A 25,503-nucleotide genomic window follows, 5' to 3' on the forward strand; every position below is an offset into this window, starting at 1 on the left:
TAGTCCGGCACCGCATTGCAAGCCGCGAGGCCGATTGGCCGACATCTCTTTACCCGCGCGGCCTAAATCCCCATCTGTCAGGCGATGTCCGATACCCTGATTCTCGCGGCGATCCTGATCCCGATCCTCGTCGTCTCCATCGTGTTCCACGAAGTGGCGCACGGCTGGGCCGCGCTTGCGCTGGGCGACACGACGGCCAAGGAACGCCGCCGCCTGACGCTCAATCCCGTCCGCCATGCCGATCCGGTCGGCACCGTGCTGGTTCCGGGCGCGCTGGCTTTGTTCGGCGGGCCGATTTTTGGCTGGGCAAAGCCGGTGCCGGTGAACAAGTGGCGGCTGAACAACCCGCGATACGGCATGATGGCGGTCGCCGCCGCAGGTCCGGGTACGAATTTCGCGCTGGCTCTAATCGCGGCGATCGGGCTTGGCCTGCTGGGCCGTGATTTGACCGCAGAACCGACCGGGGCGCTGGAATGGACGTTCCTGGCGCTCAACTACATGGTCATCATCAACCTGTTCCTCGCGCTGTTCAACCTGCTGCCGATCCCGCCGTTTGACGGGTCGCACATCGTCGAAGGGCTGCTGCCGCGAAAGTGGGCCGCCGCTTATGAAAAGCTGCGCCCGATCGGCATGGTCCTGCTCGTGCTGCTGATCGCGGCGACGTGGGCCTTTCCGCAATTCGGGCTGATCGAGAAGATCATTCTGCCACCGGTCGAATGGATCCGGATGCATTTCATGAACCTCGCGCTGGCCATCGCGGAAAGCTGATGCCCAACGGCTGGATCATTCTCGACAAGCCGCTTGAACTCGGCTCGACGCAGGCTGTCGCGGCGGTGAAGCGCAACTTGCGGCAAGCGGGCTTCGGCAAGGTCAAGGTCGGGCACGGCGGCACGCTGGATCCGCTGGCGACGGGCGTCCTGCCCATCGCGGTGGGCGAAGCGACGAAGCTGGCCGGGCGGATGCTCGATGCGACGAAAGCCTATGCCTTCACTCTGGCTTTCGGCGCGGAAACCACGACGCTGGATGCAGAGGGCGGAGTTGCCGAAACCAGCGACGTGCGCCCCACGCGCGAAGAGATCGAGGCGGTCCTCTCGCGCTTTACCGGCCCGATCGAACAGGTCCCGCCCGCTTACTCGGCGCTGAAAGTCGACGGCAAGCGCGCCTACGACCTTGCCCGCGCGGGAGAGGAAGTCACGCTCAAGACACGGTCCATCACGATCCATGCACTGGATATCACGGAGAGCACGCCGGATTCGGTGACGCTGGTGGCAAACGTCAGCAAGGGCACCTATATACGGTCCCTCGCAAGGGATATTGCCCGTGCGCTCGGTTCGGTTGGCCACGTCACGATGCTCAGGCGTGTGAAAGCTGGCCCGTTCACCCTCGAAAACGCGATTTCGCTGGACAAACTGAACGAACTGGGTAAGGGCGCGCCCCTTGAAGATATGATCCTGCCGTTGGAGGCGGGGCTGGACGACATCCCGGCCCTTGAACTCTCCCCGGACGCGGCAGGGGCGGTCCGACAGGGCCGGAAACTGTCCGGGTTGCCAGATCCTGACGGCACCTATTGGGGGCGAGAGGGCGATACGCCCGTAGCTCTCATGGAGGTGACCGATGGCGAGGCAAGGGTCCTACGGGGCTTCAACCTATGACCAGATGTCGCGGAGTATTGAAGTATGACGGTTACCGCCGAACGTAAGCAGGAAATCATCAAGGACAACGCACGCGTCGATGGCGACACGGGCAGTCCGGAAGTCCAGGTCGCGATCCTCACCGAGCGTATCCGCAACCTGACCGACCACTTCAAGGCAAACCACAAGGACAATCACTCGCGTCGCGGACTGCTGGTGATGGTCAACAAGCGGCGTTCGCTGCTGGCGTACCTCAAGAAGAAGGACGTCTCGCGCTACAACGCTCTTATTCAGAAGCTCGGCCTGCGTAAGTAAGCTGAAACCGGAAGGCGGCCCCACGAGGGCCGCTTTTCATATCTACGCCATGCCTCGCAATCCGGTGAGGCGGGCGAGGGGCACGATCAATGGCCCCACACCGGACCGGGACGGTATCCCCCGGCAAGTAGGCCCCGCGCTGCAATAGGGCATCTGCGGGTTCGTAAGGAAAACTGAATGTTCGACACCAAAACTGTATCGCTGGAGTGGGGCGGAAAGACCCTCACCCTCGAAACCGGCCGCATTGCCCGTCAGGCTGACGGCGCGGTCCTCGCCACTTACGGCGAAACCGTGGTTCTGTGCGCCGTCACGGCCGCAAAGAAGGTGAAGGAAGGGCAGGACTTCTTCCCCCTCACCGTCCACTACCAGGAAAAGTTCTCGTCCGCCGGCCGCATCCCCGGTGGCTTCTTCAAGCGCGAACGCGGCGCGACCGAAAAGGAAACGCTGACCAGCCGCCTGATCGACCGTCCGATCCGCCCGCTGTTCCCTGAAGGGTTCTACAACGAAATCAACGTCATCTGCCAGGTCATGTCCTATGACGGCGAGACCGAGGCCGACATCCTTGCGATGATCGCCGCTTCGGCTGCGCTGACCATCTCGGGCGTGCCCTTCATGGGCCCGATCGGCGCCGCGCGCGTCGGTTATGTAGACGGCGAATACACGCTGAACCCGAAGCAGGACGCCGCTCTTGAAGACGGCCGTCTCGATCTCGTCGTCGCCGCAACCAACGACGCGGTGATGATGGTCGAATCCGAAGCCAAGGAACTGACCGAAGACGAAATGCTCGGCGCTGTCATGTTCGCGCACGAGGAATCGAAGAAGGTCATCGGCGCGATCATCGAGCTGGCCGAGAAGGCCGCCAAGGCTCCGTGGGAAATCGACGCTTCGGACGATACTTCGGCGATCAAGGAAAAGCTTCGCGGCATCGTCGGCGACGACATCGCCGCTGCCTACAAGCTGACCGACAAGTCGGAACGCTCGGACGCGCTCAACGCTGCCCGCGCCAAGGCCAAGGAGGCCTTCGCAGAGGAAGAGCCGCAGACGCAGATGGTCGCCAACAAGGCGGTCAAGAAGCTCGAAGCCGAAATCGTTCGTACCGCTATCCTCAAGGACGGCTCGCGCATCGACGGCCGCAAGCTCGACCAGGTCCGTCCGATCGAGGCGACGGCAGGCTTCCTGCCCCGCACGCACGGTTCGGCGCTGTTCACGCGCGGTGAAACGCAGGCGATCTGCACCACCACGCTGGGCACCAAGGAATCGGAGCAGATGATCGACGGCCTCGAAGGCCTGACCTACTCCAACTTCATGCTGCACTATAACTTCCCGCCCTACTCGGTCGGTGAAGTGGGCCGCTTCGGTGCCCCGGGCCGCCGCGAAATCGGCCACGGCAAGCTGGCATGGCGCGCGCTGCACCCGGTGCTGCCGTCGAAGGAAGACTTCCCCTACACCATCCGCATCCTGTCGGACATCACCGAGTCGAACGGCTCGTCCTCGATGGCGACGATCTGCGGCGGCTGTCTGTCGATGATGGACGCAGGCGTTCCGATCGAACGTCCGGTGTCGGGCATCGCCATGGGCCTCATCCTCGAAGGCGAAGAGTTCGCCGTCCTTTCGGACATTCTTGGCGACGAGGATCACCTCGGCGACATGGACTTCAAGGTTGCAGGTACTGAAGCCGGCATCACCACGATGCAGATGGACATCAAGGTCGCCGGCATCACGCAGGAAATCTTCGCTGCTGCCCTGAAGCAGGCGAAGGACGGCCGCGCGCACATCCTCGGTGAAATGACCAAGGCGCTGAGCACGGCCCGCACCGAACTGTCGGCTCATGCTCCGCGTATCGAGACGATGCAGATCGACAAGTCGAAGATCCGTGACGTCATCGGCACCGGCGGCAAGGTCATCCGCGAAATCGTCGCGGAAACCGGCGCCAAGGTGGATATCGACGACGAGGGCGTTATCAAGATCTCGTCCAGCGATCTGTCGCAGATCGAAGCTGCCAAGAAGTGGATCGAAGGCATCGTCGAAGAGGCGGAAGTCGGCAAGATCTACACCGGCAAGGTCGTCAACATCGTCGACTTCGGCGCATTCGTGAACTTCATGGGCGGCAAGGACGGGCTCGTCCACGTGTCGGAAATGAAGAACGAGCGCGTTGAAAAGCCGACCGATGTCGTTTCCGAAGGCCAGGAAGTGAAGGTCAAGGTCCTCGAGATCGACAACCGCGGCAAGGTCCGCCTGTCGATGCGCGTCGTCGATCAGGAAACCGGCGAAGAGCTGGAAGACACCCGTCCGCCGCGCGAACCGCGCGAGCCGCGTGGTGATCGCGGCGACCGTCGTGGCCCGCGTGGTGGCGGTCGTGGTCGCGGTGGTGACCGTGGCGATCGCGGCCCGCGTCGCGACCGTGATGGCGGCGAAGGCAAGTCGGGCGGCAACCCCGACCACATGCCCGCCTTCTTGAAGGACGACTGATCCCATAGGGATTGACTGAAAACGGGCCGTCGGAGCAACTCCGGCGGCCCTTTTCATTTCGGATACCGAATATGCTCAAACGCGAATTGCTGGGCGAGGCGCAAGTGCCGGGCGGCGCCCTGCTGCAGCTCTTTTCCCACGGCACCGACTACATCATCGCGCTCGACCGCAACGAGCTGATGAGCACGCGGATGTGGTTTTCGGAAGAACAGCTGGCCGAACTCACGCTCGACCGGCTGGAAAGGCCTGCGCCGCATATCCTGATCGGCGGCTATGGCATGGGCTTCACGCTGCGCGCCGCGCTGGCACGGCTGGGCGACAAGGGCCGTGTGACCGTGGGCGAACTCGTGCCCGAGATCATCGAATGGGCACGCGGTCCGATGGCTGAGGTTGCGAAAGGCTGCCTCGACGATCCGCGCGTCACCTTGCGCATGGGCGACGTGCGGCAGGTGATCGCCGAAGGCAACGGCACTTACGATGCCATCCTGCTCGATGTCGACAACGGCCCCGACGGGCTCGTCCGGCCCGAGAACGACGCGATCTACGCCAACTCGGGCCTCGCGGCTGCCAAGCGCGCATTGAAGCCCGGCGGCGTGCTTGCCATCTGGTCCGCCGCGCCCGACCCGCGCTTCACGCGCCAGCTGACCAAGGCGGGTTTCGAAGTCGATCCGGTCGAAGTCCGCGCCCGCCCGAACAACAAGGGGCCGCGCCACACGATCTGGTTCGCGCACCGCCGGCTTTAGGGGGATAACCGTCCCCGCCGCGCTCGACTTATCCGGCCAATGCGGCACTCTTCTCCTCGCAGCAGCGACGAAAGGGTGCCCACATGGACCAAGCCGACGAGATCCGCCGCCTCGGCGCGCAGAACATCGCGCTGCAGACGCTTGTCATCGGGCTGATGCACGAATTGTCAGGCGCAGGTCAGGGGAAGATCGCCAAGGGCGCGTTTGAAAAGGCCGATCAGGCGATGGAGATCGCGATCATGGCGATGGGGGAGCGTGCCTCGCCCGAATATGCGCGGCAGGCGATGGAAAGCCTTGAACAGATGCGCCGCATGGCCTTTCCGCAGCGCCCTGCCGACGGCGAATAACCCCGGCCCCTCACTTATCCGATAACGGAGCCGCGTGCGGTGAGGCACTTGCGGGCCAGCCAGAACAGCACGGCGGCAATGACCAGGCCGAACCAGTGGAACTCGCCCGCGTCGTTACCCGGCGGCAGCGAGAAATAGCCCGCCAGAAAACCGATCGTGCCAAGGCCGCCTGCGATAAGGCGGTTCACCCCGCGCTCTATCCGCCGCCCGACCTTGCGCCGATACCAGTTCTCGCCAGCTTCATCGTCCATGCCGCGAAGACTATCACGAAGCCGCTACCAAAAGGAAAAGCCGCCGGAGCATGTCCGACGGCTTTTCGTTTTCAGGTCTGGTGGCGCGATCAGGCGTCGGCCAGTTCCTTGCGGCCTGTGACTTCACCGCGTTCGGGCGCATCGATTTCCTTGGCCGAGGACCGGGCTTCCTCGTCCTTTTTCAGGCTGGCCATGTCGATCACGTGGCGGAAGCGGACATCCTCGCCCTTCATGCGGTCGAAGGCATCGTTGATGTCCTTCATCGCGATCACTTCGATTTCCGGGGCGATTCCGTGCTTTGCGCACAGGTCCAGCACTTCCTGCGTATCGGCAATGCCGCCGATCAGCGAGCCGGCAACGGTGATGCGGTTCATCACCATCGGACCGGTCTGAAGCCCGTCGAAACCCATCAGGTTGCCGACGACGATCAGCTTCGTATCCGGCTTCAACAGCGAGACATACGGGTTGAGATCGTGCGGGTAGGGAATGGTCGAGATGATCATGTCGAGCGACTGTGCCGCGTCCTCGACGACCTTTTCATCGGTCATGTCGATGACATAGTCGGCACCCAGTTCGCGGACCTTGTCCATCTTTTCAGGGCTGTTCGTGAGCGCGACCGGATGCGCGCCCAGGGCCTTTGCCAGCTGGATCGCCATGTGGCCAAGCCCACCGATGCCTGCAATGCCGATGCTCATGCCCTTTTCCAGGCCGAAATGCTTCATCGGCTGATACGTCGTGATGCCGGCGCAAAGGATCGGCGCGGCAACTTCGTTGGACAGGGCGTCGGGAATGCGCAGGACGAATTCCTCGCGCACGACGATGCCGGTGGAATAACCGCCGTACGTGTTGGTCCCATCGGGGATTTTCGGGCCGTTGTAAGTGAGCGTCGCGCTCTTCGGGCCGATGCAGTACTGCTCGTCACCCTTGTGGCACGGATCGCATTCCTGGCACGAATTGACCATGCAGCCGACGCCGACACGGTCGCCGACCGCAAACTTCTCGACGCCCTCGCCCACGGCGGTGACGGTACCGGTAATTTCGTGGCCCGGCAGGCAGGGATAGAGGCTGTTGCCCCAGTCGTCGTTCACCTGGTGAATGTCGGAATGGCAGACGCCGCAGTGCGTGATGTCGATGGCGATCTCGCCGGGGCGGGGATCGACGCGGTCGAAAGTAACGGGGGTAAGATGCGCGCCCTTTTCTTGGGCAGCGTAGCCATGGACTTTCATGATTGCTCCTTGTGGATTGGATTTACCTGACCAACCCACGGGCGCACATCGCTTTCCACCTCTTGTCGCTGCAGTGCAGCATTCCAACGAAAAAAGGCCGCCGATCGCAGGGACCGGCGGCCTTTCGGTGTTGTTTTTGGCTGATTTAGCGAACGCGCGGGCCGCCAAACGGCAGCGGCGGAGGCGGACGGCGCGCACCGCGGGGCAGCTGTGCCTGATACGCGCGGCCACAATGTTCGACGCAGTACGGGAAGCCGGGGTTCACCGCCTCACCACAGAAGTGGAAATCGGGTTCGCCCGGATGGCCCATCGGCCAGCGGCAGATGCGGTCGCTGAGGTCGAGCAGCGAAGTCTTGTCCGCGATCTCCGGGCTCGGCTTTGCGGGCACGAGGCGGCGCGGCGGCGCGGGCGGGATCGGCGGCTGCTGATCGCCGGGGCCCTGACGCAGGAAGCCGCCGGGGCCGACCGAGACGATGCGCGGCTGGTTGCTGCTCGGCTGGGCCTGCGGCGTGGGCGTGGCGGCCTGTGCCGGTGCAGCCGGACGCGGCGCGGGCACAGGCGGTGCCGCAGGCTTGGGCGCTGCGGCCTCTACCTTGGGTTTCGCCTCTGCCTTGGGCTTCGGCTTGGGGGCGGCCTTGGCCTTGGCGGGCTTTTCCTTCACCGGCGAAGGGCGCGCCTTGAGGCCAAGGCGGTGCGCCTTGCCGATCACGGCATTGCGGCTGACGCCGCCCAGTTCTTCCGCGATCTGGCTGGCAGTCGATCCGCTTTCCCACATCTTGGTCAGCTTCTCGATCCGTTCTTCGGTCCAGCTCATGCTTACTCCGTAAAAAATACCGTTCCCTCGGCACCAGTGCCGCACGCATCGATGCGCAGCTCGCTTGCCTTCAGGAAGTCCTGCCGGTAACCGCTGGCGTCACATGACCCAGACAAGCCCCCACGAAAACCAGAAGATCGACTTCAGCCCGCCGGGACAGCCTGTCATGGGCCGGGTCAACCGGCTGGGGCTGTGGACTCTCTATATGAAAGAGGTGCGCCGCTTCTTCAAGGTGCAGCTTCAGACGATTTGGGCCCCTGCGATCACCACTTTGCTGTTTTTGGTGATCTTCACGATCGCAATGGGCCGCGCGGACCGCGAAATCCTTGGCGTGAACTTCGCCACGTTCGTCGCGCCGGGCCTGATTGTGATGGGCATGATGCAGAATGCCTTCGCCAATGCCAGCTTCTCGCTGCTGGGCGGCAAGATCCAGGGCACGATCATCGATTACCTGATGCCGCCGCTGTCGAACTTCGAAATGCTGGTCGGCCTTGTCGGGGCGGCGATGACCCGCGCGGTGCTGGTCGGGCTGGCGGTGGGGCTGGCAATGATGCTTTACCCCGGTGTCGATCTGTCGATGGCGCACCCTTGGGCGGTGGTCTGGTTTGGGTTGATGGGCGCGATGATGCTCTCGTTCCTTGGCGTGCTGACCTCGATCTGGGCGGAAAAGTTCGATCACAACGCGGCGGTGACCAATTTCGTCGTCGCCCCGCTCGCGCTGCTGTCGGGTACGTTCTACGTGATCGACAACCTTGCGCCGTTCTTCCAGTCGATCAGCCGGTTGAACCCGTTCTTCTACGTGATCTCGGGCTTCCGCTTCGGGTTCCTGGGGCAGAGCGACATCGGCGATACCAACATGGCGGTCCTGCACGGGGCGCTCGGCCTTGGCGTGCTGAACGTCGTGCTCGGGCTGTTTACCTATTTCGTCCTGCGCTCAGGCTGGAAGCTGCGCAGTTGAGCCGCATTTCCTCGGCCGCCCGCACGGCGGAGCGGATCGAGGGCAAATGGCGGATCGTCATCATCTGAACGCCTTCACGCTCGGCGTGATGCGCGCGGCGGGCTTTCCGATCGTCCGGTTGTTCGTAGCTGACCAGCAGCGTTCCGCTCCCGTCGAACTTGGTCCTGTGGTTGATGTTCTTCACCCATTCGCCCGGTATCACGCGTAGCGAGGCCTTCCACCCGCCGACGACACGCAAGATGCGGCGATCGGTCACGGCATTGAGCGTGCGTCCCGGCACCGTCATGGCAAGGAAGGGCGAGACCATCATGACAAGGCCGACGATAACGAAAGGCACGCCGAACAGCGGGAACAGCTTCGCCGCGATCAGCATGCCGCCTTCATCGGGCGCGGAGGTCTGCGACAGTCTCCACGTCATAAACACCCAGAACATCGAGAACGCCGTCCAGGGAATGGCGAATAGCCAGATGAAGAAGGCCTTGTAGTCGACGCTAACTGTCGGGCGCCCTTTCCAGAGCACGCGTTCACCCGGCTCCAGAACGCTGCGCAGGGCCGAATCGAGGCTGTCGGCCCCGTATCCCTTGATCTGGCGAAAGGTCTCGCTTGCCATCGGGGGCGAGGCCTAGGGCGAAAGCCTTAAGAAACCTGCCCCGATGCACATGGGCGTCAGTGTTTCAGGCTGCGATGGAGGGCGTAGCGGCCCTCGATTTCCTCGAAGTCGCCGAAGACAAGGTCGATCGACGGATGGTCGACCGGCCCTGCATCGCCATCGATGATCAGGTTCTGCTGGCTGACGTAGGCGACGTAGGTCGAATCATCGTTTTCGGCAAAGAGGTGGTAGAACGGCTGTTCGCGCGCAGGTCGATTGCCGGCGGGGATGGATTCGTACCATTCCTCGCTATTCGCAAAGACGGGATCGATGTCGAAGATGACGCCGCGGAAGTCGTGTTGCCGGTGGCGGACGACATCGCCGATGGCGAAGCGGGCTTCGGCAACCGATGGGGCAGAAACCGCGCGTCCCGCCTGAGGCGAGAAGTAGGTCGATCGATCGCCCCGGGCGTCCTTGCCAGTATGGGGCTGGCTACGGAAAAATGCGGTCATAGGCTGAAATATATGGTTGATGGCCGCTTCAAACAACCGCCCGGCCGCATCCTGTGAACAGCTACGCGCAAAAAGCGTCGTTTTGCCCCTTGGCAAGCCGCGATCCATCGGCTAACCGCCCGGCTTCGTTCGACCCGAGGGGCTTTGGCTCCTACGCGAACCTCGATGAGCGGAGAGGTGGCAGAGAGGTCGAATGCGCTGCACTCGAAATGCAGTGTACGGGCAACCGTACCGTGGGTTCGAATCCCACCCTCTCCGCCATTCATCCCCTTCCTTCGAAATCGTGATCAGGCCGCAGCCGTGATAGGCCGTCGGCCATCGTGACTCGCAAGTCTTCCTTTCCGCCCGTCGTCCGGGCCGATACTCGATTGCTGCTGCTCGGCAGCCTGCCGGGGGAGGCTTCGCTTCGCGCAGCGCGGTACTATGCCCATCCGCAAAACCGGTTCTGGCATCTCGTGGGCGCTGTCATCGGCGTCGACTTGCCCGCACTGGATTATGATGCGCGGCTTGGCGTGCTGCTCGATCACCGCATCGGGTTGTGGGACGTGGTCAAAAGCGGCCGGCGCGAGGGCAGCCTTGATGCGGCGCTGCGTGAGGTAGAGGGCAATCCTCTTGCCGAACTGGTCCAAAACCTGCCCGATTTGGCCGCGATCGGCTTCAACGGGGGCACCGCAGCGCACATCGGCAGGCGTCTGGTCGGGGCCGGAACGCCCCTCACAATGATCGATCTTCCGTCAAGCAGCCCCGCCTTTGCCGCGATGAGCCTTGCGGAAAAGACGGCAAGGTGGCTTGCGCTTCGCCCGTTTCTGACCGAGCGCAAGGACAGCAACCGCGAAACCGGCGCATGACCGGTTCGTGGCCATGGGAAAGACAGACAAGGATCAAGCACGTGAGCGACGACAAGAACTGGACCGGAAAGGCCGCCATGGCCGGTGCCGCGATCGGGTCCGCCGCGCTGACCGCCGCGCTTCTCTATGCCTCGCGCCGCAAGGAACGGGCCGAAAAGAAGAAGGCAAAGCCCGCCGCAGAAACGCCCGAGACCGACTGAGCGCCGATTCCCGCCCACATTCGGGCAGATTCGTGTTGAGGCGCAGGGCCGCTTCATCTAGGCGAAAGTCCATGGAACCGATCCGCGAAATCGAGGGCCGCGCCATCCCTTATGGTGCGAAGAACGTCGACACCGACGTTATCATCCCGGCTCACTGGCTGAAGACCATCACGCGCGAAGGCCTTGGCAAAGGCGCGTTCGAAACGGTGCGCCAGGACCCTGATAATATCTTCGATTCCGAACGGTACAAAGGCGCGCCGATCCTGATCGCGGGCGACAACTTCGGCTGCGGGTCCAGCCGTGAACACGCCGCCTGGGCCTTGCTCGACATGGGCGTGAAGGCCGTGATCGCGCCGAGCTTTTCCGATATCTTTTCGGGCAACGCTTTCAAGAACGGCATCCTCACCGTCGTCCTGCCGCAGGACAAGGTGGACCGCCTACTCGAAGTCGCCGCGGAAGAAGACATCGCGATCGACCTTGAGCACCAGACGGTGACGACCCCGTTCCAGGACCGGTTCGAGTTCGAGATCGACCCGTTTCGCAAGCATTGCCTTCTCGAAGGGCTCGACGAAGTCGGCCTGACGATGACCCGCGGCGACGCGATCGCAGCCTACGAGGCGAAGACCGCGTCCGCCCTTCCGTTTCTTTCCGGGCCGCGTGCAGCCTGATCTGTTTCAAAGGGAACTGTCATGACCGATTTCAATGACCGCGAACGCGCCGAGGAAGCCAAGTTCGCTTTCGACGAGGAAACCCTGTTCCGCATCACCGCGCGCCGCAACCGGCTGGTGGGCGAATGGGCCGCGGCCAAGATGGGCCTGAACGAGGCCGAGACCGAAGCCTATCGCAAGGCGGTGGTACAGGCCGACTTCGAAGAAGCCGGTGACGAAGACGTGATCCGCAAACTGCTGGGCGACATGACCGCAGCGGGCCTCGACGTCGACGACGCCACCGTGCGTGCCGCGCTTGAAGAAAAGATGGTCGAGGCACGCCGCCAGTACCTCGGCGAAGTCTGATCTCTCGCCTCTTACCGGGGCTGTAAGAAATACCGACAGTGCGTCCACCTGGGGCGCGAAAGGCAAGTTCATCATGGCAATGCAGGCCAGCGAGATCGAATCCATGATCCGCGCCGCCCTTCCCGATGCCGAGGTCACGATTACCGACCTTGCTGGCGACGGGGACCACTATGCCGCGCACGTCGTATCGCCCAGTTTTGCGGGCATGACGCGCGTTGCGCAGCACAAGGCGGTGTACGAGGCGCTGGGCGGCCGCATGGGCGGGGAACTGCACGCCTTGCAACTTACGACATCGGTTCCCAAGTGAACTGCACGAAATTCTTCACGGGAAACTGAATTACATGTCCGACGTAAACGACCGCATCCAGGATATCGTCCAGGCCGACGACGTCGTGCTCTTCATGAAGGGCACCCCCCTCTTCCCGCAATGCGGCTTTTCCAGCCGCGCGGTGGCGATCCTTGATCACTGCGGCGTCGCCTTCGGTTCGGTCGACGTGCTGCAGGACATGGAAATCCGTCAGGGAATCAAGTCGTTCTCCGACTGGCCGACCATTCCGCAGCTTTACGTGAAGGGCGAATTCGTCGGCGGCAGCGACATCATGATGGAGATGTTCGAGGCAGGTGAACTGCAGCAGCTGATGGACGAAAAGCAGGTCGCAAAGGCGGATTGATCGTGGCGCTCCGGCCTGTCCCGTTTGCTCGCGGGGCTGTCGGAGACCAGTACGACAACCCCGCGTGTTCTGAGTTTCTTTCGGGTGCGCAGGATATTTTGCACGAAGCGTGCCAAGTGATGCGAAACCGCGGAATTCCGCGGTTTTTGCATATGGGCGGCCCGCGCCTGAAACCGCAGTTGTCAAGAATCCCGACATGACCGGACCTGAAGACCTCTCCCCTGGTATTCCGGCATCGACCCTGATCGCGTTTCGCAACGGATCTGACGGGACGGAAATCCTGATGATCCGCCGCTCCCAGAAGCTGGTCTTCGGCGGCGGGGCTGCGGTTTTCCCCGGTGGCCGCGTCGATCCTGCCGACCGCGATCTGGCCGCTGGCATGGCGGGCGATGCCGAATGGAACGTCGCCCGCGTTGCCGCCGTGCGTGAAACGCTGGAAGAAACAGGCCTGCTGGTCGGTGTCGATGGCCCCGTCGATGCCGCACAGGCGGTTCAGGCGCGAGCAGACTTGTGCGCGGGGAAATCCTTTGCCGATGTGCTGGACAGCCTTGGCCTTTGCATTGATGCCGACGCTCTTGTCCCCTTCGCCCGCTGGTTTCCGCCGCAGAACATACCGCGCCGGTTCGATACCCGTTTCCTGATCGCCGATCTGGGTACCGGCGCAGTCGATCTGTCGGCCGACGGGTCGGAGACGACCGAGCATTTCTGGATCACGCCAGAGGCCATGCTGGCGAGGCAGGACAGCGACGAGGAACACCTGATGTTTCCCACCCGCATGAACCTGATGCGCGTGGCGGCACTGGGCTCGTTCGAAAATGCGCGGGAACAGGCGCTGGCCATTCCGCCGCGCACGATCATGCCGGAGCTGGAGGCGCGGGACGGGGACCGTTTCCTCGTCATGCCCGAAGGCTACGGCTATCCGCGTTTCGAGCAGGCGGTCAGCACGATGCGCCGCTACTGACGACAGCGCCGATTACGCAAAAAAAGGCGCGGGAGCATTGTGCCCCCGCGCCGTTCGGAGTTTCGCGACCCTCTCCCTCAAGCGGGCCGCGTTGTGTTCTATTCTGACCGTTCAGCCGGCGCGGCCGAGACGGTGGAGAAGGTTGGCATACCGGTTCGCCTCTGCCGGATCTTCGCAGGTCCGGGCGTAGTGGGCGACGGCAGTCTTCAGCATCGGGAAGTCCGCGTTGCTGAAGATTGCACGGGGACGCTGTTCGGGACGGGTCGTTTCTTCGGTGCTCATGTCATTTGCTCCTTGGATCTGCCGCCCTTCAAGCGGCCATTCAGTTCTGCACTCTCATCTGGTTTCCGGTTTGCGGCGCGTTACGCAGCCGCAAACTGGTTCATCGTGTTGTCCTTGCCGCCGGCCTTGAGGGCCGCTTCACCGGCAAAGTATTCCTTGTGGTCGTCGCCGATGTCGGAGCCGGCCATGTTCTGGTGCTTCACGCAAGCGATACCCTGGCGGATTTCCTCGCGCTGGACGTTGAGCACGTAGCCGAGCATGCCCTCTGCGCCGAAGTAGCGCTTGGCGAGGTTGTCCGTGCTCAGCGCAGCCGTGTGGTACGTCGGCAGCGTGATGAGGTGGTGGAAGATGCCGGCCTGTGCCGCCGCGTCCTTCTGGAAGGTGCGGATGCGCTCGTCGGCTTCGGCGGCGAGATCGCTGCCGTCGTAATCCACGCTCATCAGCTTGGCACGGTCGTAACCCGACACGTCCTTGCCTTCCGCTTCCCAGGCATCGAAGACCTGCTGGCGGAAATTCAGCGTCCAGTTGAAGCTGGGCGAGTTGTTGTAGACCAGCTTGGCATTCGGAATGACTTCGCGGATGCGGTTCACCATTCCGCCGATCTGGCCGATGTGCGGCTTTTCGGTCTCGATCCAGAGCAGGTCTGCACCGGCCTGAAGCGAAGTGATACCGTCGAGCACGCAGCGGTCCTCGCCCGTTCCCGAACGGAACTGGTAGAGGTTCGAAGGCAGGCGCTTGGGACGAAGCAGCTTGCCATCGCGGCTGATCAGGACGTCACCGTTGCCGAGGTTGCCGGCATCGACTTCATCACAGTCGAGGAACGAGTTGTACTGGTCGCCCAGGTCGCCCGGTTCCTTGGTGAACGCGATCTGCTTCGTCAGGCCAGCGCCCAGCGAGTCGGTGCGGGCGACGATGATGCCGTCATCCACGCCGAGTTCGAGGAAGGCGTAACGGATCGCGCGGATCTTCTGGTGGAAGTCCTCGTGCGGGACCGTGACCTTGCCGTCCTGGTGGCCGCACTGCTTTTCGTCAGAGACCTGGTTCTCGATCTGCAGGGCACAAGCACCGGCTTCGATCATCTGCTTGGCCAGCAGGTAGGTCGCTTCCGGGTTGCCGAAGCCGGCGTCGATGTCCGCGATGATCGGAACGACGTGCGTTTCGTAGTTGTCGATCGCGGTCTCGATGCGCTTCGCCTCAACCTCGTCACCACGCTCACGCGCTGCGTCGAGGTCGCGGAACATCATGCCGAGTTCGCGGGCGTCGGCCTGCTTGAGGAAGGTGTAGAGTTCCTCGATCAGGGCCGGAACGCTGGTCTTCTCGTGCATCGACTGGTCGGGCAGCGGGCCGAATTCGGAACGCAGCGCTGCAACCATCCAGCCCGAGAGGTAGAGGTACTTCTGACGGGTCGTGCCGAAGTGCTTCTTGATGGAGATCATCTTCTGCTGACCGATGAACCCGTGCCAGCAGCCGAGCGACTGGGTGTAGTTCGCCGGGTCCGCGTCATAGGCGTCCATGTCCTGGCGCATGATCTTCGCGGTGTACTTCGCGATGTCGAGGCCGGTGTTGAAGCGGTTCTGCAGCTTCATGCGAGCGGCGCTTTCAGCGTCGATTGCATTCCACGGTGCGCCGTTGGCGTCGATCGTGTCCTTCAGGGACGCGATGGTCTGCTGGTAGGTCATTGTTCAAGCCCTCACGATTCGAAAACGAGTAAATCCGATGGCCTGCTTATGATGCGGATTTGCGGCTCACGGAACGCAGGCCGGTGTCATCATGTCAAACTTTACAAAAATCGGATGTAATGTTGTAATGACGCTGACTCACACGATGTGAAGGGTTTACGATTCGATGGCCCGCAAGGCGCTTTTCATGGGACCGCGGCTGAAACGCGTGCGGCGCGACCTTGGCCTGACGCAGGCGAACATGGCCGCCGACCTGGACATTTCGCCCAGCTATGTCGCCTTGATGGAGCGGAACCAGCGCCCCGTTACGGCAGACCTGCTGCTGAAACTCGCGACGACTTACAAGATCGACATTGCCAGCCTTGCCGACGACGGGGGCGAGGAACTGTCGAAGCGGCTTCAGGCGACGCTGAAGCAGCCGATCTTCGAGGACATCGACCTGCCCGCGCTCGACAGCGCCGATATCGCCACAAGCTATCCCGGTTTTGCCGAGGCGCTGCTGCGCCTGCACACCGCCTTTACCGAGGAACAGATGGCCCACGCCCAGCGGCGCGAGATGGCGAGCGGGGAAAGCGCGCCAGCCGCGGGCAATGACCCCGTGGGCGAAGCGCGCGCGTTTCTTGCGGCTCGGCGCAACTGCTTCCCCGCACTCGACGACCATGCCGCCGAAGTGGCGCAGGAAATGGCGGCCGCCCAGTCGCGCGAGGAATCGGTCTCGACCGACGCCCTCATCGCGCGGCTTGCGCGAAAGCACGGGCAGAAGGTCCGCTTTTCCGACCCCGAACTGATCCTCGGATCACTACGCTGGCACGACCGGCACCGCGAACAGGTGCTGATTTCGAACCTGCTCGACAATCCGGGCCGCCGCTTCCAGCTGGCCTTGCAGATCGCGCTGCTCGAATCGCGGCAGGTCATCCAGACGCAAGTGCTCGAAGGCCGCTTTTCAGGCGAAAATGCCCGCCGCCTCGCCCAGCGTGCGTTAAGCGGATATTGGGCCGCCGCGCTGCTCATGCCCTATCGCCCGTTCCTGCGCGCCGCACGGCAGACGCGGCACGATATCGAGGCCCTGTCCCGCCGCTTTGCCGCCAGTTTCGAACAGATCGCCCACCGCCTCACCACGATGGGCCGGCCGGGAGAAGAAGGCGTGCCCTTCTTCTTTCTGCGCGTCGACCGCGCGGGCAACGTGTCGAAGCGGCTGGACGGTGCAGGTTTTCCCTTCGCGCGCACTGGCGGGTCATGCCCTCTTTGGAATGTGCACGGCGTGTTTGAAACGCCGGGCCGAATCTGCCCGCAATGGCTGGAACTGCCAGAGGGCGAGAAATTCTTCTCCATCGCGCGGTCGGTCGAGGCGGGCGGCGGATCGTGGGATGCACCGCGCGCAACCCGCGCCGTGGCGCTGGCCTGTGCCGCCGAGCATGCCGGCCACGTGATCTACTCCGAAGGCCTAAATGCCGAAGATCCGACGCCAATCGGTGTGGCCTGTCGCCTGTGCCACCGCCCCCACTGCATCGCGCGTTCGGCCCCGCCGATCGGGCGCGAACTGCGGCCGGACGACAATCGCGATACCGGGGTCCCTTTCGCCTTTGCGGGCGATTAGGCCAGTTCTTCGCCTTCGACCTGGACGATCGTTTCCTTGCGGCGGCGGAACAGCTTGCCCCGTTCCGAATAGAGGATCAGCATGAAGCCTGCGAGCGAGAGCCCGAACAGCGCCGCGCCCAGCGGCCGCGCCGTCCCGTCATAAGCCGCGCCGACCAAGGCGCCCAGCACAGCACCGCCGCCGACACGGATCGTCGTTTGCAGCGAGGAAGCCGACCCTGCGAAGTGCTTGAACGGCTGAAGCGCGATCGAGCTGAAGTTGCCGCCAAGGAACCCGATCAGCGCAAGGTTCACCGTCATCAGCGGCGCGAAGAGCCAGAAATTGTCGGGCGCAACCCATGCCGCGATCAACTGCATGAAACCGGTCGCCACGAACATCAGAAGCGCCGTGTGGCTGACCCGCCGTGCGCCGAACCTTTCGACAATGCGTGAATTCACGAAATTCGCCAGCGCCATGAACACCGCCATCGCGCCGAACACATAGGCGAACCGTTCGCCGAGGCCGAAGTGTTCACCCACCAGCTGTTCGGCACAATTGATGTAGCCATAGAGCCCTGCGAACACGAGCGTCGCGCCGAAGATGTAGCCGAACGCGTCACGGTTGGTGATAACCAGCCCGAAATTGTGCGCCACCCGCTTGATATCCAGCGACTGCCGTTCGTGCGCGGCCAGCGTTTCGGGAAGCCGGAACAGCACCCACAGGAACATCGTGATCCCGGTGACGAACATCATTCCGAAAATGGCGCGCCACCCCGCGACCAGCAGGATCATCTGCCCGATCGTCGGCGCCAGCACCGGAACGATCATGAAGACCACCGCGATCATGGACACGACCCGCGCCATGGCATCGCCTTCGAAGCGATCACGCACGATGGCATTGGCAACCACGCTGCCCGCCGAAGCGACCAGCCCGTTGGCAAACCGGAAAACAAGGAGCGCGTTGAAGTCGGTGATCACCATGCAGCCGAAATCGAACAGGCAATATGTACCGATCCCGCCCAGAATAACCGGCTTGCGCCCGAACCGGTCGGCGAGAAAGCCGAATATCAGGGCCCCGACGCCCATGCCGATCAGGTAGGTGCCGACGACAAGCTGACGCTGGTTCGGGTCTTCGACGTTCAGTTCGGCGGCAATGTCGGAAAGCGCCGGCAACATCGCGTCGATGCCCAGGGCCTGCAGCGCCATCACGAAGGCGAGCATCACCGTGAACTCGGTACGGCTCAATTCTTTGGGGGGCTTGGGCAGGCGAAACATCGGCAGCCTCATGCGCCCGTTACCCATTTGCCGCAATGGCAAATCGGGTACCCCGTTCGTCGCGAACGGGACTTGTTCGCCTGACAAGAGGCCACGCCTTGCGCTAAGGCTCCCCCCGTGAGCGAGACGATCCACGACGACGATGACGAGGATGGCGAGGCCGAGGGGCTGCGCAAGATCATCCACGTCGACATGGACGCCTTCTTCGCCAGCGTGGAGCAGCGCGACGAGCCATCCTTGCGCGGAAAACCGGTTGCCGTCGGCGGATCATCGGGACGCGGCGTGGTTGCTGCCGCCAGTTACGAAGCGCGCAAGTTCGGGGTGCGTTCGGCGATGCCGTCGGTCACGGCGAAGCGTCTTTGCCCCGATCTCATTTTCCGCAAGTCGCGCTTCGACGTCTATCGCGAGGTTTCGGGCCAGATCCGCGCGATCTTTCGCGACTATACCCCGCTTGTCGAACCGCTCTCGCTGGACGAGGCCTATCTCGACGTGACCGAGGATTTGCGCGGGCTGGGTTCGGCGACCCGCATCGCGCAGGAAATCCGCCGCCGCATCCGTGAAGAAACCGGTCTCACCGCCAGTGCGGGGGTGAGCTACAACAAGTTCCTCGCCAAGCTGGCCAGCGACCAGAACAAGCCCGACGGCCTATGCGTCATCCGCCCGGGCGAAGGCGCAGCTTTCGTCGCGACGCTTCCGGTCAAACGTTTCCATGGCGTCGGCCCCAAGGGCGCGGAAAAGATGTCGCGGCTGGGTATCGAAACGGGGGCGGACCTCGTCACCAAGGATCTCGCTTTCCTGCGCGCCAATTTCGGCAGTTTCGCCGATTACCTCTATCGCGCCGCGCGCGGCATCGATCTGCGGCAGGTGCGCGCCAGCCGCAATCGCAAGTCGGTCGGCGGCGAACGCACCTTTCATGAAGACCTGTCGAACCCTGCCGAACTGCGCGAGGCGATGGACCGCATCATCGACATCGTGTGGGAGCGGATCGAACGTGCCGAGGCGACGGGTCGCACCGTCACGATGAAGCTCAAGTACAACGACTTCACGATCCAGAGCCGCGCCGCCACCTTGCCGCGCAGCGTCGCCGACAAGACCGAGTTCGGACGCATAGGGCACAACCTGCTGTCCGAAATGCTGCCCCTGCCCCGCCCGATCCGCTTGATGGGGCTGACGCTTTCCAAGCTGGATGGCGCAAAGCCTTCCCGCCAAGCGGATAGCGCGCAACTGGACCTGTTCTGACGCCCTTGCACGCTGCGAATGGATACCCACTTCCCAGCCAGCCCAACTACGCAGGACCAGAACAGGCATGACCGAACGCGACGCGCACGAAAAGATCGTCCCCCTTATCGTGGAGCGCTGGTCCCCCCGCGCGTTCGACGAAACGGCCCTGCCGCTGGAAGACCTCGAAGTCATTATCGAAGCGGCCGGCTGGGCGGCATCGGCCTTTAATGCGCAGCCGTGGACTTTCCTTTATGCCCTGCGCGGGGATGAAAACTGGGATGCGTTTCTTGACCTTTTGATCCCGTTCAATCGCGGCTGGGTCGAGGCGGCGGGCGCATTGCTGTTCATCGTGTCTGATCGCGGCACGACGAAGAGCAAGGACGGATCGCCCAACCATAGCCACAGCTTCGACGCGGGCGCAGCCTGGGCCAATCTTGCCCTGCAGACGACGGCAATGGGCTATCACGCCCATGCCATGACCGGCATCGAATTCGACAAGGCCGTCGCCGCGCTCGGCATCCCCGAAACGCATCGCCTCGAAGCGGCAGTTGCGATCGGCCAGCGCGGCAGTGCGGAAAGCCTGCCCGAAGGTCTGCAGGAACGGGAACAGCCGTCAGGCCGCAAGCCCGTCGGCGAAATCATGCAGGCCGGCCCCTTCAGCGCCGACTGAGCCACGGGCGTGCTTTTCATGCCGCACCGCCGCGACAAATCCCGAAAGCTGATGAAATCTGAGGCTTAGGCCTTTGCGTCCCCGGAAAATGGGGTAACGTCCATTTCGATCGAAACTATTTTACGCACGGTTTGGCGCAGGTTGGCGCCTTCCGTTGCGGATACGAGATCGGGTGGGAAACATTCTGGCCAGCAGGCGCGCATCGATACGTTCGGCGGCACTTGTCATCGCGGCGGCTTCATTGCCGCTGGGTGGCTGTACGTCGTTGCTGGGTGAAAAACCTGCCGAACCGGGCGTTGCAGTCCCCGAAACATGGGCGATGCCGGTCGCCCCGGTCACGGTGGATCTCGCCGAATACTGGACCTTGCTCGACGATCCGCTTGTCACCGAATTCGTCGCTGCCGCGATCGAGAACAACCGCGATCTTGCGGCTGCCGCCGCCCGTGTGCGCATCGCCCGGGCCGGCGTAAAGGCCAGCCGGGCCAGCTATTTCCCGCAGATCGGCGCCAACGCCGGGGTGCAGCGCGACGTCGGCGACTTCGCCAGCGACGTCTATACTTTCTCCGTCGGCGCGGATGCCCGCTGGGAAATGGACCTTTTCGGGTCGATCGGGTTCGACGTCGCCTCCAGCAAGGCTGATCTGCTGGCCGCTGGCTATTCGCTGGCCGACTTGCAGCGGCTGATCGTCGGGCAAGTCGCGCAGACGACGGTTTCGGCCCGTGCACTCGCCCTGCAACTTGCCATCGCACGCGAAACACTGGCCATTCAGGACGAGAACCTGCAGATCGCCCGTTGGCGGCTTGAAGCGGGGCTGGTTTCCAGCCTCGATGTCGAACAGGCCCGCACGCAGCGCGCGCAGACCGCAGCCTCTATCCCCGCGCTCGAACGCGATCTGGCCGCGGCGGCGAACACGATCTCCACCCTGATCGGCGAAGCGCCCGGCCCCGTTCTGGCTCGTTTCGAAGGGTCGGAGACGATCCCCGTGCCGCCCGAACTGCTCGGCTATCCAATGCCCGCCGAAGTGCTGCGCAACCGGCCCGACGTACGGCAGGCAGAAGCGATCCTGATTTCCGACACGGAGCGCATTGGCCTTGCCCGTTCGCAACTGTTCCCGATGCTGTCGCTGACCGGCAATATCGGCACTTCCGCGATCAGGACGGGCGACCTGTTCGACATCATCACCGGCGGCCTTTTCGCAGGGATCAGCCAGCTGATCTTCGACGGCGGACGCACTGCCGCCCAGATCGAGGCTTCGCGCGCACAGGCCGCCGCCTCGCTTGCCGGGTGGGAACAGGCGATCCTGCTCGCACTCGAAGACGTGGAAACCGCCACCATTGCCCTGCGCGCCGCGCGCCAGCGGGTCGGCCTGTTTGCCGAGGCTCTGGATGCTGCCAGCAATGCGGCCCTACTTGCGCGCAGCCAGTACCAGGCCGGCCTCATCGATTTCGAAACGCTGCTGCTGGCCGAAAACCAGCTTCTGTCCGCGCGCAACGCGCTTGCCGCCAGCGAGGCGGAGCGGGCCAACGCCTTCGTGCGCCTGACGCAGGCATTGGGCGGCGGGTGGACCGACGGCGACAACGACATTCCTGAGAACCCCGAAAGGACTGGGCCATGAGCGATGCCGACACCGGGCAAGGGCCCGAAGGTATCGACGATTTCCTCGGCACGAAGCCGAAGCCGCGCTGGCGCAAGTACATGCGGTACTGGCTGCCCGCGCTCATCGTGCTCGCCCTGATCCTGCTGATCGCCCAATGTTCAAGCGGCGACGACAAGCCGCAGTATATTACCGAAGCCGTGCAGCAGCGCTCGCTCGACCTGACGGTCACGGCCACCGGCAACTTGCGCCCGACGAACCAGGTGCAGGTCGGTTCGGAAGTGTCGGGCCGGATCGACCAGATCTATGTTGACGTGAACGATCGCGTCACGCGCGGGCAGACGCTGGCCGTGATCAACACCGACATCATCGACGACCAGATCACGCAGGCCCGCGCCAACCTCAACGCCGCCAGCGCACAAGTCGCACAGGCCCGCGCCACGCTGGACGTGGACGAGGCGCAGCTTGCCCGCCTGCGCAGCGTTTATGAGGCATCGGACGGCAAGGTCCCGTCGAAGACCGAGCTGGAACAGGCCGAGGCCGCGGTAAAGCGCGACCGCGCCGCCGTCGCTTCGGCAGAAGCCAATGTGAAAGCGCAGGAAGCGCAGTTGTCGTCCGCGCTGACCAATCGTGGGCGCGCGCTGATCAGTTCGCCGGTCTCGGGCGTGGTACTCGCCCGTCAGGTCGAGCCGGGGCAGACCGTGGCGGCCAGCTTCAACACACCCACCTTGTTCGTAATTGCCGAAGACTTGTCGCAGATGCAGCTTCGCGTCGACATCGACGAGGCTGACGTGGGGCAAGTCGAAACGGGGCAGGACGCGACGTTCACGGTCGATGCCTATCCGGGCCGCAAGTTCCCGGCAGCGGTGGAACGCGTGAACCGAGCGTCGAGCAACATTGCGACCTCGGCCACCTCCAGCACGACGTCGAGCGCGACGAACCAGGTCGTAAGCTATGAAGCGCGCCTTGCTGTCGCCAACCCCGAAGGTCTGCTGCGTCCCGGCATGACGGCTACCGCCACGATCGCCACGCAGAGCACGGGCAAGCGACTGCTCGTCCCCAACAGCGCGCTGCGTTTCGATCCGGGCGATGTCGGCAAGGACGAAGGCGGCGGCGTGCTCAACCCCGAGATCGGGCTGGAGCAGAACGAACAGCAAGCCACCATCGGCATCGGCAGCCGCCAGCGCGTCTATGTTCTGCAGGATGACGGCTCGCTCGATCCGATCGATGTCGTAACCGGACAAAGCGACGGACGCCTCACGGTCGTGACTTCGGAAAACCTCAAGGCCGGCATGAAAGTCGTCACCGGCGTCGGTGCGAAAGGGCGCTGATGGCGCAGCCGCTCATCGAACTGGAAGGGATCACCAAGACCTTCGGTGAAGGAGCGGCCGCGTTCCAGGCGCTGAAAGGCGTCGACCTTTCGATCGAGCGGGGCGATTTCGTCGCTGTCATGGGCCCGTCGGGGTCGGGCAAGTCGACAACGATGAACATTCTCGGCTGCCTCGATGTGCCGACCAGCGGGGTCTTTCGCTTCCACGGCGTGGAAGTCCAATCGCTGGACCGTGACCAGCGTTCGCTGCTGCGGCGCCGCTATCTCGGCTTCGTGTTTCAGGGGTTCAACCTGCTCGCCCGCACCAGCGCGCTCGAAAATGTCGAACTGCCGCTGCTCTATCGCGGCGAAACCAAGGCGGCGCGGCGCGAGGCGGCGATGCGCGCGCTCGATCAGGTCGGCCTGGCGCCCTGGGCCTCGCACACACCTGCCGAATTGTCAGGCGGCCAGCAGCAGCGCGTTGCCATTGCACGCGCGCTCGTCACCGAACCGGATGTGTTGTTGGCGGACGAACCGACCGGCAACCTCGATACTGAGCGATCTTTCGAGATCATGGAGCTTCTCACCCGCCTCAACGGCGAGGGCATCACCGTCCTGATGGTGACGCACGAGGAAGAAATGGCGCAATATGCGCGGACCATCGTCCATTTCCGCGACGGGCTGGTTGAAAGCATCGAACGGGGCAACGGGCACAAGGTGGAGCCTGCCTGATGTTCGGTATGTTCGGCGCCACATTGCTACTCGCCTTCCGGGAAATCCGGCGCCATCTGCTACGCTCGTTCCTGACGACGCTGGGCATCATCATCGGCGTCGCTGCAGTCATTACCATGGTCACGCTGGGCAATGGCGTCACTGCGTCGGTGAAAGACCAGATCAGCTCGCTCGGCTCCAACGTCTTCATCGTCTTCCCCTTGCGCGGCGACCGGGAAGTGATCCGCCCCTTCAAGGAAGACGATGTCGAGGCCGTCGCCAAGCAGATCGCGGGTGCGCAGGAAGTGGCGGGTAGCGTATCGTCGTCTACCACGGCATTCCACAACGGGGCCGACTGGACGACGAGCGTGCAAGGCGTCAGCAATGCGTTCCTGCGCGCGCAATCCATCGACGTTGAAGAGGGGCGCCCCTTCACCAGTGAAGAGGAAAGCGCCGGCAAGAACGTCTGCCTTCTGGGCACCAAGGTCCGCGACGCTATCTTCGTACCCGACGCCAGCCCGTTGGGCGAAGAAATGCGGCTTGGCGGCGTGTCGTGTACCGTGATCGGCGTTCTGGCCGAACGCGGCCAGGGCGGCGGACCGAACCAGGACCAGGACAATACGGTGATGATGCCGTTGAAGACGGTCCAGCGCCGCTTCACCGGCAGCGACGACTTGCAGTTCTTCGTTGTAAAATACGACAACGCCTATTCCAGCAGCGCGATCCAGGACTCGCTCGTCGACCTGCTGCGCGAACGCCGCCTGCTGCAGGAAGGTGCCGATAACGATTTCAACATCATCGACACGGCCCAAGTGAACCAGGCCCTTGGCGCAGCAACAGGCGCGCTGACTGCGATGGTTGCCGTCATTGCAAGCATCAGCCTGTTGGTCGGCGGCATCGGCATCATGAACATCATGCTCGTTTCGGTAACCGAACGGACGCGCGAAATAGGCATCCGTTTGGCCATCGGGGCCTTGGCGCGGGAGGTGCGGCTGCAATTCCTAACCGAAGCGGTCGTGTTGTGCTGTCTTGGAGGCCTGATAGGGATCGGGTTGGCCTTTGCCCTGTCGTGGTCTCTCGCCTCGGTGATCGACGTGCCTTTCATTTTCAGCCCGGCGATTAATTTCCTGAGCTTCCTGTTCTCGGCCGTTATGGGGATCGTATTTGGCTACTACCCCGCGGCACGCGCATCGCGGCTCGACCCGATCGACGCGCTGCGTCACGAATAGGCGTGCGAGTCCTAGGCGCTCGAGTTGCAATTTAGGTTAGCGTCTGTCGCTTACCAAAGCCTCAGCAAAGCTGATGGTGGCACCAAATCGCAGGACACCCAGCTCGGCATGCCTTGAGTACCATCAGAAGTTTGACGAATGCGCCAAACAGCTCAACCACCATCAATGCCACTGCCGACGTGGAGGGTGGAATAATCGAGCGCGGCCTCAATCGCCTACGCCACACCCGCGCTGTCCCATGAGGTGTGACCAAAGTCCGCTTTCTAAGGGTTGCCCGAGGACCTGCCTGATTCAAACACAAGAAAGCCCCCTTGGCGTTATTGCCTAGGGGGATTTTTTGGTTGCGGGGGTTGGATTTGAACCAACGACCTTCAGGTTATGAGCCTGACGAGCTACCGGACTGCTCCACC

At 63.2% G+C, this 25,503-nt stretch carries 29 protein-coding genes and 1 tRNA gene; 22 read left to right on the forward strand and 8 right to left on the reverse strand.

Annotation, left to right across the window (positions count from 1 at the left end; all coding sequences use genetic code 11):
* The first annotated feature begins 84 nt into the window (after positions 1-84).
* The 6 genes from KIH45_RS11200 (at position 85) to KIH45_RS11225 (ending at position 5,505) form a co-directional block, all read left to right on the forward strand.
* Positions 85-768, forward strand: a complete 684-nt coding sequence (locus KIH45_RS11200; RefSeq protein ID WP_213176067.1) for a site-2 protease family protein — start codon at positions 85-87, stop codon at positions 766-768.
* Positions 768-1,652, forward strand: coding sequence for a tRNA pseudouridine(55) synthase TruB (truB, locus tag KIH45_RS11205; RefSeq protein WP_213176068.1), 885 nt, complete (start codon positions 768-770; stop codon positions 1,650-1,652). Before KIH45_RS11200 ends, truB begins: the two co-directional genes overlap by 1 nt.
* 24 nt (positions 1,653-1,676) lie before the next feature.
* Positions 1,677-1,946, forward strand: a complete 270-nt coding sequence (gene rpsO / locus KIH45_RS11210) for a 30S ribosomal protein S15 (protein WP_213176069.1) — start codon at positions 1,677-1,679, stop codon at positions 1,944-1,946.
* 177 nt (positions 1,947-2,123) lie between these two features.
* Positions 2,124-4,415: a polyribonucleotide nucleotidyltransferase gene (gene pnp, locus KIH45_RS11215; RefSeq protein WP_213176070.1), complete on the forward strand. Its 2,292-nt coding sequence runs from the start codon at positions 2,124-2,126 to the stop codon at positions 4,413-4,415.
* Between the two features lie 71 nt (positions 4,416-4,486).
* The gene (locus tag KIH45_RS11220) at positions 4,487-5,158 is read left to right on the forward strand and encodes a spermidine synthase (RefSeq protein ID WP_213176071.1); all 672 of its coding nucleotides are present in this window, start codon (positions 4,487-4,489) and stop codon (positions 5,156-5,158) included.
* 83 nt (positions 5,159-5,241) lie between these two features.
* Positions 5,242-5,505, forward strand: a complete 264-nt coding sequence (locus KIH45_RS11225; RefSeq protein ID WP_213176072.1) for a hypothetical protein — start codon at positions 5,242-5,244, stop codon at positions 5,503-5,505.
* Positions 5,506-5,519: 14 nt separating this feature from the next.
* Here KIH45_RS11225 and KIH45_RS11230 read toward each other — a convergent pair whose 3' ends face one another.
* The 3 genes from KIH45_RS11230 to KIH45_RS11240 form a co-directional block, all read right to left on the reverse strand.
* A complete protein-coding gene (locus KIH45_RS11230; RefSeq protein WP_213176073.1) occupies positions 5,520-5,756 on the reverse strand; it encodes a hypothetical protein in 237 nt (78 codons plus the stop codon).
* 89 nt (positions 5,757-5,845) lie between these two features.
* Entirely contained in the window at positions 5,846-6,982 is a 1,137-nt protein-coding gene (locus KIH45_RS11235; RefSeq protein ID WP_213176074.1) for an NAD(P)-dependent alcohol dehydrogenase, read from the reverse strand.
* A 145-nt stretch (positions 6,983-7,127) separates the two neighbouring features.
* Entirely contained in the window at positions 7,128-7,796 is a 669-nt protein-coding gene (locus tag KIH45_RS11240) for a GcrA family cell cycle regulator (protein ID WP_213176075.1), read from the reverse strand.
* Positions 7,797-7,899: 103 nt separating this feature from the next.
* Between KIH45_RS11240 and KIH45_RS11245 the strand changes: the two genes are divergently transcribed.
* A complete protein-coding gene (locus KIH45_RS11245) occupies positions 7,900-8,754 on the forward strand; it encodes an ABC transporter permease (RefSeq protein ID WP_213176076.1) in 855 nt (284 codons plus the stop codon).
* Here KIH45_RS11245 and KIH45_RS11250 read toward each other — a convergent pair.
* Complete coding sequence (locus tag KIH45_RS11250) at positions 8,711-9,364, reverse strand: hypothetical protein (RefSeq protein ID WP_213176077.1); 654 nt, start codon at positions 9,362-9,364, stop codon at positions 8,711-8,713. The two genes, KIH45_RS11245 and KIH45_RS11250, sit on opposite strands and share 44 nt — an antisense overlap.
* Before the next feature lie 56 nt (positions 9,365-9,420).
* A complete protein-coding gene (gene hspQ, locus KIH45_RS11255; RefSeq protein WP_213176078.1) occupies positions 9,421-9,855 on the reverse strand; it encodes a heat shock protein HspQ in 435 nt (144 codons plus the stop codon).
* A gap of 171 nt (positions 9,856-10,026) precedes the next feature.
* Between hspQ and KIH45_RS11260 the strand changes: the two genes are divergently transcribed.
* The 8 genes from KIH45_RS11260 (at position 10,027) to KIH45_RS11295 (ending at position 13,548) form a co-directional block, all read left to right on the forward strand.
* Positions 10,027-10,116, forward strand: a tRNA-Ser gene (locus KIH45_RS11260).
* Positions 10,117-10,175: 59 nt separating this feature from the next.
* Positions 10,176-10,703, forward strand: coding sequence for a DNA-deoxyinosine glycosylase (locus KIH45_RS11265; protein ID WP_337925466.1), 528 nt, complete (start codon positions 10,176-10,178; stop codon positions 10,701-10,703).
* Positions 10,704-10,744: 41 nt separating this feature from the next.
* Positions 10,745-10,903, forward strand: a complete 159-nt coding sequence (locus KIH45_RS11270) for a hypothetical protein (RefSeq protein ID WP_337925467.1) — start codon at positions 10,745-10,747, stop codon at positions 10,901-10,903.
* Positions 10,904-10,974: 71 nt separating this feature from the next.
* Complete coding sequence (gene leuD / locus KIH45_RS11275; RefSeq protein ID WP_213176079.1) at positions 10,975-11,571, forward strand: 3-isopropylmalate dehydratase small subunit; 597 nt, start codon at positions 10,975-10,977, stop codon at positions 11,569-11,571.
* A 21-nt stretch (positions 11,572-11,592) separates the two neighbouring features.
* Complete coding sequence (locus KIH45_RS11280; protein WP_213176080.1) at positions 11,593-11,916, forward strand: DUF1476 domain-containing protein; 324 nt, start codon at positions 11,593-11,595, stop codon at positions 11,914-11,916.
* Between the two features lie 73 nt (positions 11,917-11,989).
* The gene (locus KIH45_RS11285) at positions 11,990-12,223 is read left to right on the forward strand and encodes a BolA family protein (protein ID WP_066761407.1); all 234 of its coding nucleotides are present in this window, start codon (positions 11,990-11,992) and stop codon (positions 12,221-12,223) included.
* Positions 12,224-12,257: 34 nt separating this feature from the next.
* The gene (grxD, locus tag KIH45_RS11290; protein WP_213176081.1) at positions 12,258-12,587 is read left to right on the forward strand and encodes a Grx4 family monothiol glutaredoxin; all 330 of its coding nucleotides are present in this window, start codon (positions 12,258-12,260) and stop codon (positions 12,585-12,587) included.
* A 196-nt stretch (positions 12,588-12,783) separates the two neighbouring features.
* Positions 12,784-13,548, forward strand: coding sequence for an NUDIX hydrolase (locus tag KIH45_RS11295; protein WP_213176082.1), 765 nt, complete (start codon positions 12,784-12,786; stop codon positions 13,546-13,548).
* Between the two features lie 111 nt (positions 13,549-13,659).
* On the opposite strand, the gene KIH45_RS11300 is transcribed toward KIH45_RS11295, so the two are convergent.
* Positions 13,660-13,830, reverse strand: a complete 171-nt coding sequence (locus KIH45_RS11300) for a hypothetical protein (RefSeq protein WP_170235018.1) — start codon at positions 13,828-13,830, stop codon at positions 13,660-13,662.
* A gap of 80 nt (positions 13,831-13,910) precedes the next feature.
* Positions 13,911-15,509, reverse strand: a complete 1,599-nt coding sequence (locus KIH45_RS11305) for an isocitrate lyase (RefSeq protein ID WP_213176083.1) — start codon at positions 15,507-15,509, stop codon at positions 13,911-13,913.
* A 187-nt stretch (positions 15,510-15,696) separates the two neighbouring features.
* Between KIH45_RS11305 and KIH45_RS11310 the strand changes: the two genes are divergently transcribed.
* Positions 15,697-17,106: a helix-turn-helix domain-containing protein gene (locus KIH45_RS11310; protein ID WP_420481935.1), complete on the forward strand. Its 1,410-nt coding sequence runs from the start codon at positions 15,697-15,699 to the stop codon at positions 17,104-17,106.
* Here the strand turns inward: KIH45_RS11310 and KIH45_RS11315 are convergent.
* Positions 17,103-18,371, reverse strand: a complete 1,269-nt coding sequence (locus KIH45_RS11315; protein WP_225899828.1) for a multidrug effflux MFS transporter — start codon at positions 18,369-18,371, stop codon at positions 17,103-17,105. The two genes, KIH45_RS11310 and KIH45_RS11315, sit on opposite strands and share 4 nt — an antisense overlap.
* 105 nt (positions 18,372-18,476) lie before the next feature.
* On the opposite strand from KIH45_RS11315, the gene dinB reads away from it, so the two are divergent.
* From dinB to KIH45_RS11345, 6 genes are all read left to right on the forward strand, one after another.
* Positions 18,477-19,598 (forward strand): DNA polymerase IV, encoded by a 1,122-nt coding sequence (dinB, locus tag KIH45_RS11320; RefSeq protein WP_213176085.1) that lies wholly within the window; start codon positions 18,477-18,479, stop codon positions 19,596-19,598.
* A gap of 67 nt (positions 19,599-19,665) precedes the next feature.
* A complete protein-coding gene (locus KIH45_RS11325; RefSeq protein WP_213176086.1) occupies positions 19,666-20,250 on the forward strand; it encodes a nitroreductase family protein in 585 nt (194 codons plus the stop codon).
* Between the two features lie 172 nt (positions 20,251-20,422).
* Entirely contained in the window at positions 20,423-21,865 is a 1,443-nt protein-coding gene (locus tag KIH45_RS11330) for an efflux transporter outer membrane subunit (RefSeq protein ID WP_337925469.1), read from the forward strand.
* Positions 21,862-23,175 (forward strand): efflux RND transporter periplasmic adaptor subunit, encoded by a 1,314-nt coding sequence (locus KIH45_RS11335; RefSeq protein WP_213176087.1) that lies wholly within the window; start codon positions 21,862-21,864, stop codon positions 23,173-23,175. Before KIH45_RS11330 ends, KIH45_RS11335 begins: the two co-directional genes overlap by 4 nt.
* On the forward strand, positions 23,175-23,885 hold the full coding sequence (locus KIH45_RS11340; RefSeq protein ID WP_213176088.1) for an ABC transporter ATP-binding protein: 711 nt from the start codon (positions 23,175-23,177) through the stop codon (positions 23,883-23,885). Before KIH45_RS11335 ends, KIH45_RS11340 begins: the two co-directional genes overlap by 1 nt.
* 8 nt (positions 23,886-23,893) lie before the next feature.
* On the forward strand, positions 23,894-25,093 hold the full coding sequence (locus KIH45_RS11345) for an ABC transporter permease (protein WP_213176129.1): 1,200 nt from the start codon (positions 23,894-23,896) through the stop codon (positions 25,091-25,093).
* Positions 25,094-25,503: the final 410 nt, after the last annotated feature.

It is taken from the genome of Croceicoccus gelatinilyticus, assembly GCF_018398395.1.
GTDB classification, from domain to species: domain Bacteria; phylum Pseudomonadota; class Alphaproteobacteria; order Sphingomonadales; family Sphingomonadaceae; genus Croceicoccus; species Croceicoccus gelatinilyticus.

Excerpts from the sequence above, each read along its gene's own strand:
- KIH45_RS11200 (WP_213176067.1), top strand. The coding sequence starts at position 85 with ATGTCCGATACCCTGATTCTCGCGGCGATCCTGATCCCGATCCTCGTC.
- truB (WP_213176068.1), top strand. The coding sequence starts at position 768 with ATGCCCAACGGCTGGATCATTCTCGACAAGCCGCTTGAACTCGGCTCG.
- rpsO (WP_213176069.1), top strand. The coding sequence starts at position 1,677 with ATGACGGTTACCGCCGAACGTAAGCAGGAAATCATCAAGGACAACGCA.
- pnp (WP_213176070.1), top strand. The coding sequence starts at position 2,124 with ATGTTCGACACCAAAACTGTATCGCTGGAGTGGGGCGGAAAGACCCTC.
- KIH45_RS11220 (WP_213176071.1), top strand. The coding sequence starts at position 4,487 with ATGCTCAAACGCGAATTGCTGGGCGAGGCGCAAGTGCCGGGCGGCGCC.
- KIH45_RS11225 (WP_213176072.1), top strand. The coding sequence starts at position 5,242 with ATGGACCAAGCCGACGAGATCCGCCGCCTCGGCGCGCAGAACATCGCG.
- KIH45_RS11230 (WP_213176073.1), bottom strand. The coding sequence starts at position 5,756 with ATGGACGATGAAGCTGGCGAGAACTGGTATCGGCGCAAGGTCGGGCGG.
- KIH45_RS11235 (WP_213176074.1), bottom strand. The coding sequence starts at position 6,982 with ATGAAAGTCCATGGCTACGCTGCCCAAGAAAAGGGCGCGCATCTTACC.
- KIH45_RS11240 (WP_213176075.1), bottom strand. The coding sequence starts at position 7,796 with ATGAGCTGGACCGAAGAACGGATCGAGAAGCTGACCAAGATGTGGGAA.
- KIH45_RS11245 (WP_213176076.1), top strand. The coding sequence starts at position 7,900 with ATGACCCAGACAAGCCCCCACGAAAACCAGAAGATCGACTTCAGCCCG.
- KIH45_RS11250 (WP_213176077.1), bottom strand. The coding sequence starts at position 9,364 with ATGGCAAGCGAGACCTTTCGCCAGATCAAGGGATACGGGGCCGACAGC.
- hspQ (WP_213176078.1), bottom strand. The coding sequence starts at position 9,855 with ATGACCGCATTTTTCCGTAGCCAGCCCCATACTGGCAAGGACGCCCGG.
- leuD (WP_213176079.1), top strand. The coding sequence starts at position 10,975 with ATGGAACCGATCCGCGAAATCGAGGGCCGCGCCATCCCTTATGGTGCG.
- KIH45_RS11280 (WP_213176080.1), top strand. The coding sequence starts at position 11,593 with ATGACCGATTTCAATGACCGCGAACGCGCCGAGGAAGCCAAGTTCGCT.
- KIH45_RS11285 (WP_066761407.1), top strand. The coding sequence starts at position 11,990 with ATGGCAATGCAGGCCAGCGAGATCGAATCCATGATCCGCGCCGCCCTT.
- grxD (WP_213176081.1), top strand. The coding sequence starts at position 12,258 with ATGTCCGACGTAAACGACCGCATCCAGGATATCGTCCAGGCCGACGAC.
- KIH45_RS11295 (WP_213176082.1), top strand. The coding sequence starts at position 12,784 with ATGACCGGACCTGAAGACCTCTCCCCTGGTATTCCGGCATCGACCCTG.
- KIH45_RS11300 (WP_170235018.1), bottom strand. The coding sequence starts at position 13,830 with ATGAGCACCGAAGAAACGACCCGTCCCGAACAGCGTCCCCGTGCAATC.
- KIH45_RS11305 (WP_213176083.1), bottom strand. The coding sequence starts at position 15,509 with ATGACCTACCAGCAGACCATCGCGTCCCTGAAGGACACGATCGACGCC.
- KIH45_RS11310 (WP_420481935.1), top strand. The coding sequence starts at position 15,697 with ATGGGACCGCGGCTGAAACGCGTGCGGCGCGACCTTGGCCTGACGCAG.
- KIH45_RS11315 (WP_225899828.1), bottom strand. The coding sequence starts at position 18,371 with ATGAGGCTGCCGATGTTTCGCCTGCCCAAGCCCCCCAAAGAATTGAGC.
- KIH45_RS11325 (WP_213176086.1), top strand. The coding sequence starts at position 19,666 with ATGACCGAACGCGACGCGCACGAAAAGATCGTCCCCCTTATCGTGGAG.
- KIH45_RS11335 (WP_213176087.1), top strand. The coding sequence starts at position 21,862 with ATGAGCGATGCCGACACCGGGCAAGGGCCCGAAGGTATCGACGATTTC.
- KIH45_RS11340 (WP_213176088.1), top strand. The coding sequence starts at position 23,175 with ATGGCGCAGCCGCTCATCGAACTGGAAGGGATCACCAAGACCTTCGGT.
- KIH45_RS11345 (WP_213176129.1), top strand. The coding sequence starts at position 23,894 with ATGTTCGGCGCCACATTGCTACTCGCCTTCCGGGAAATCCGGCGCCAT.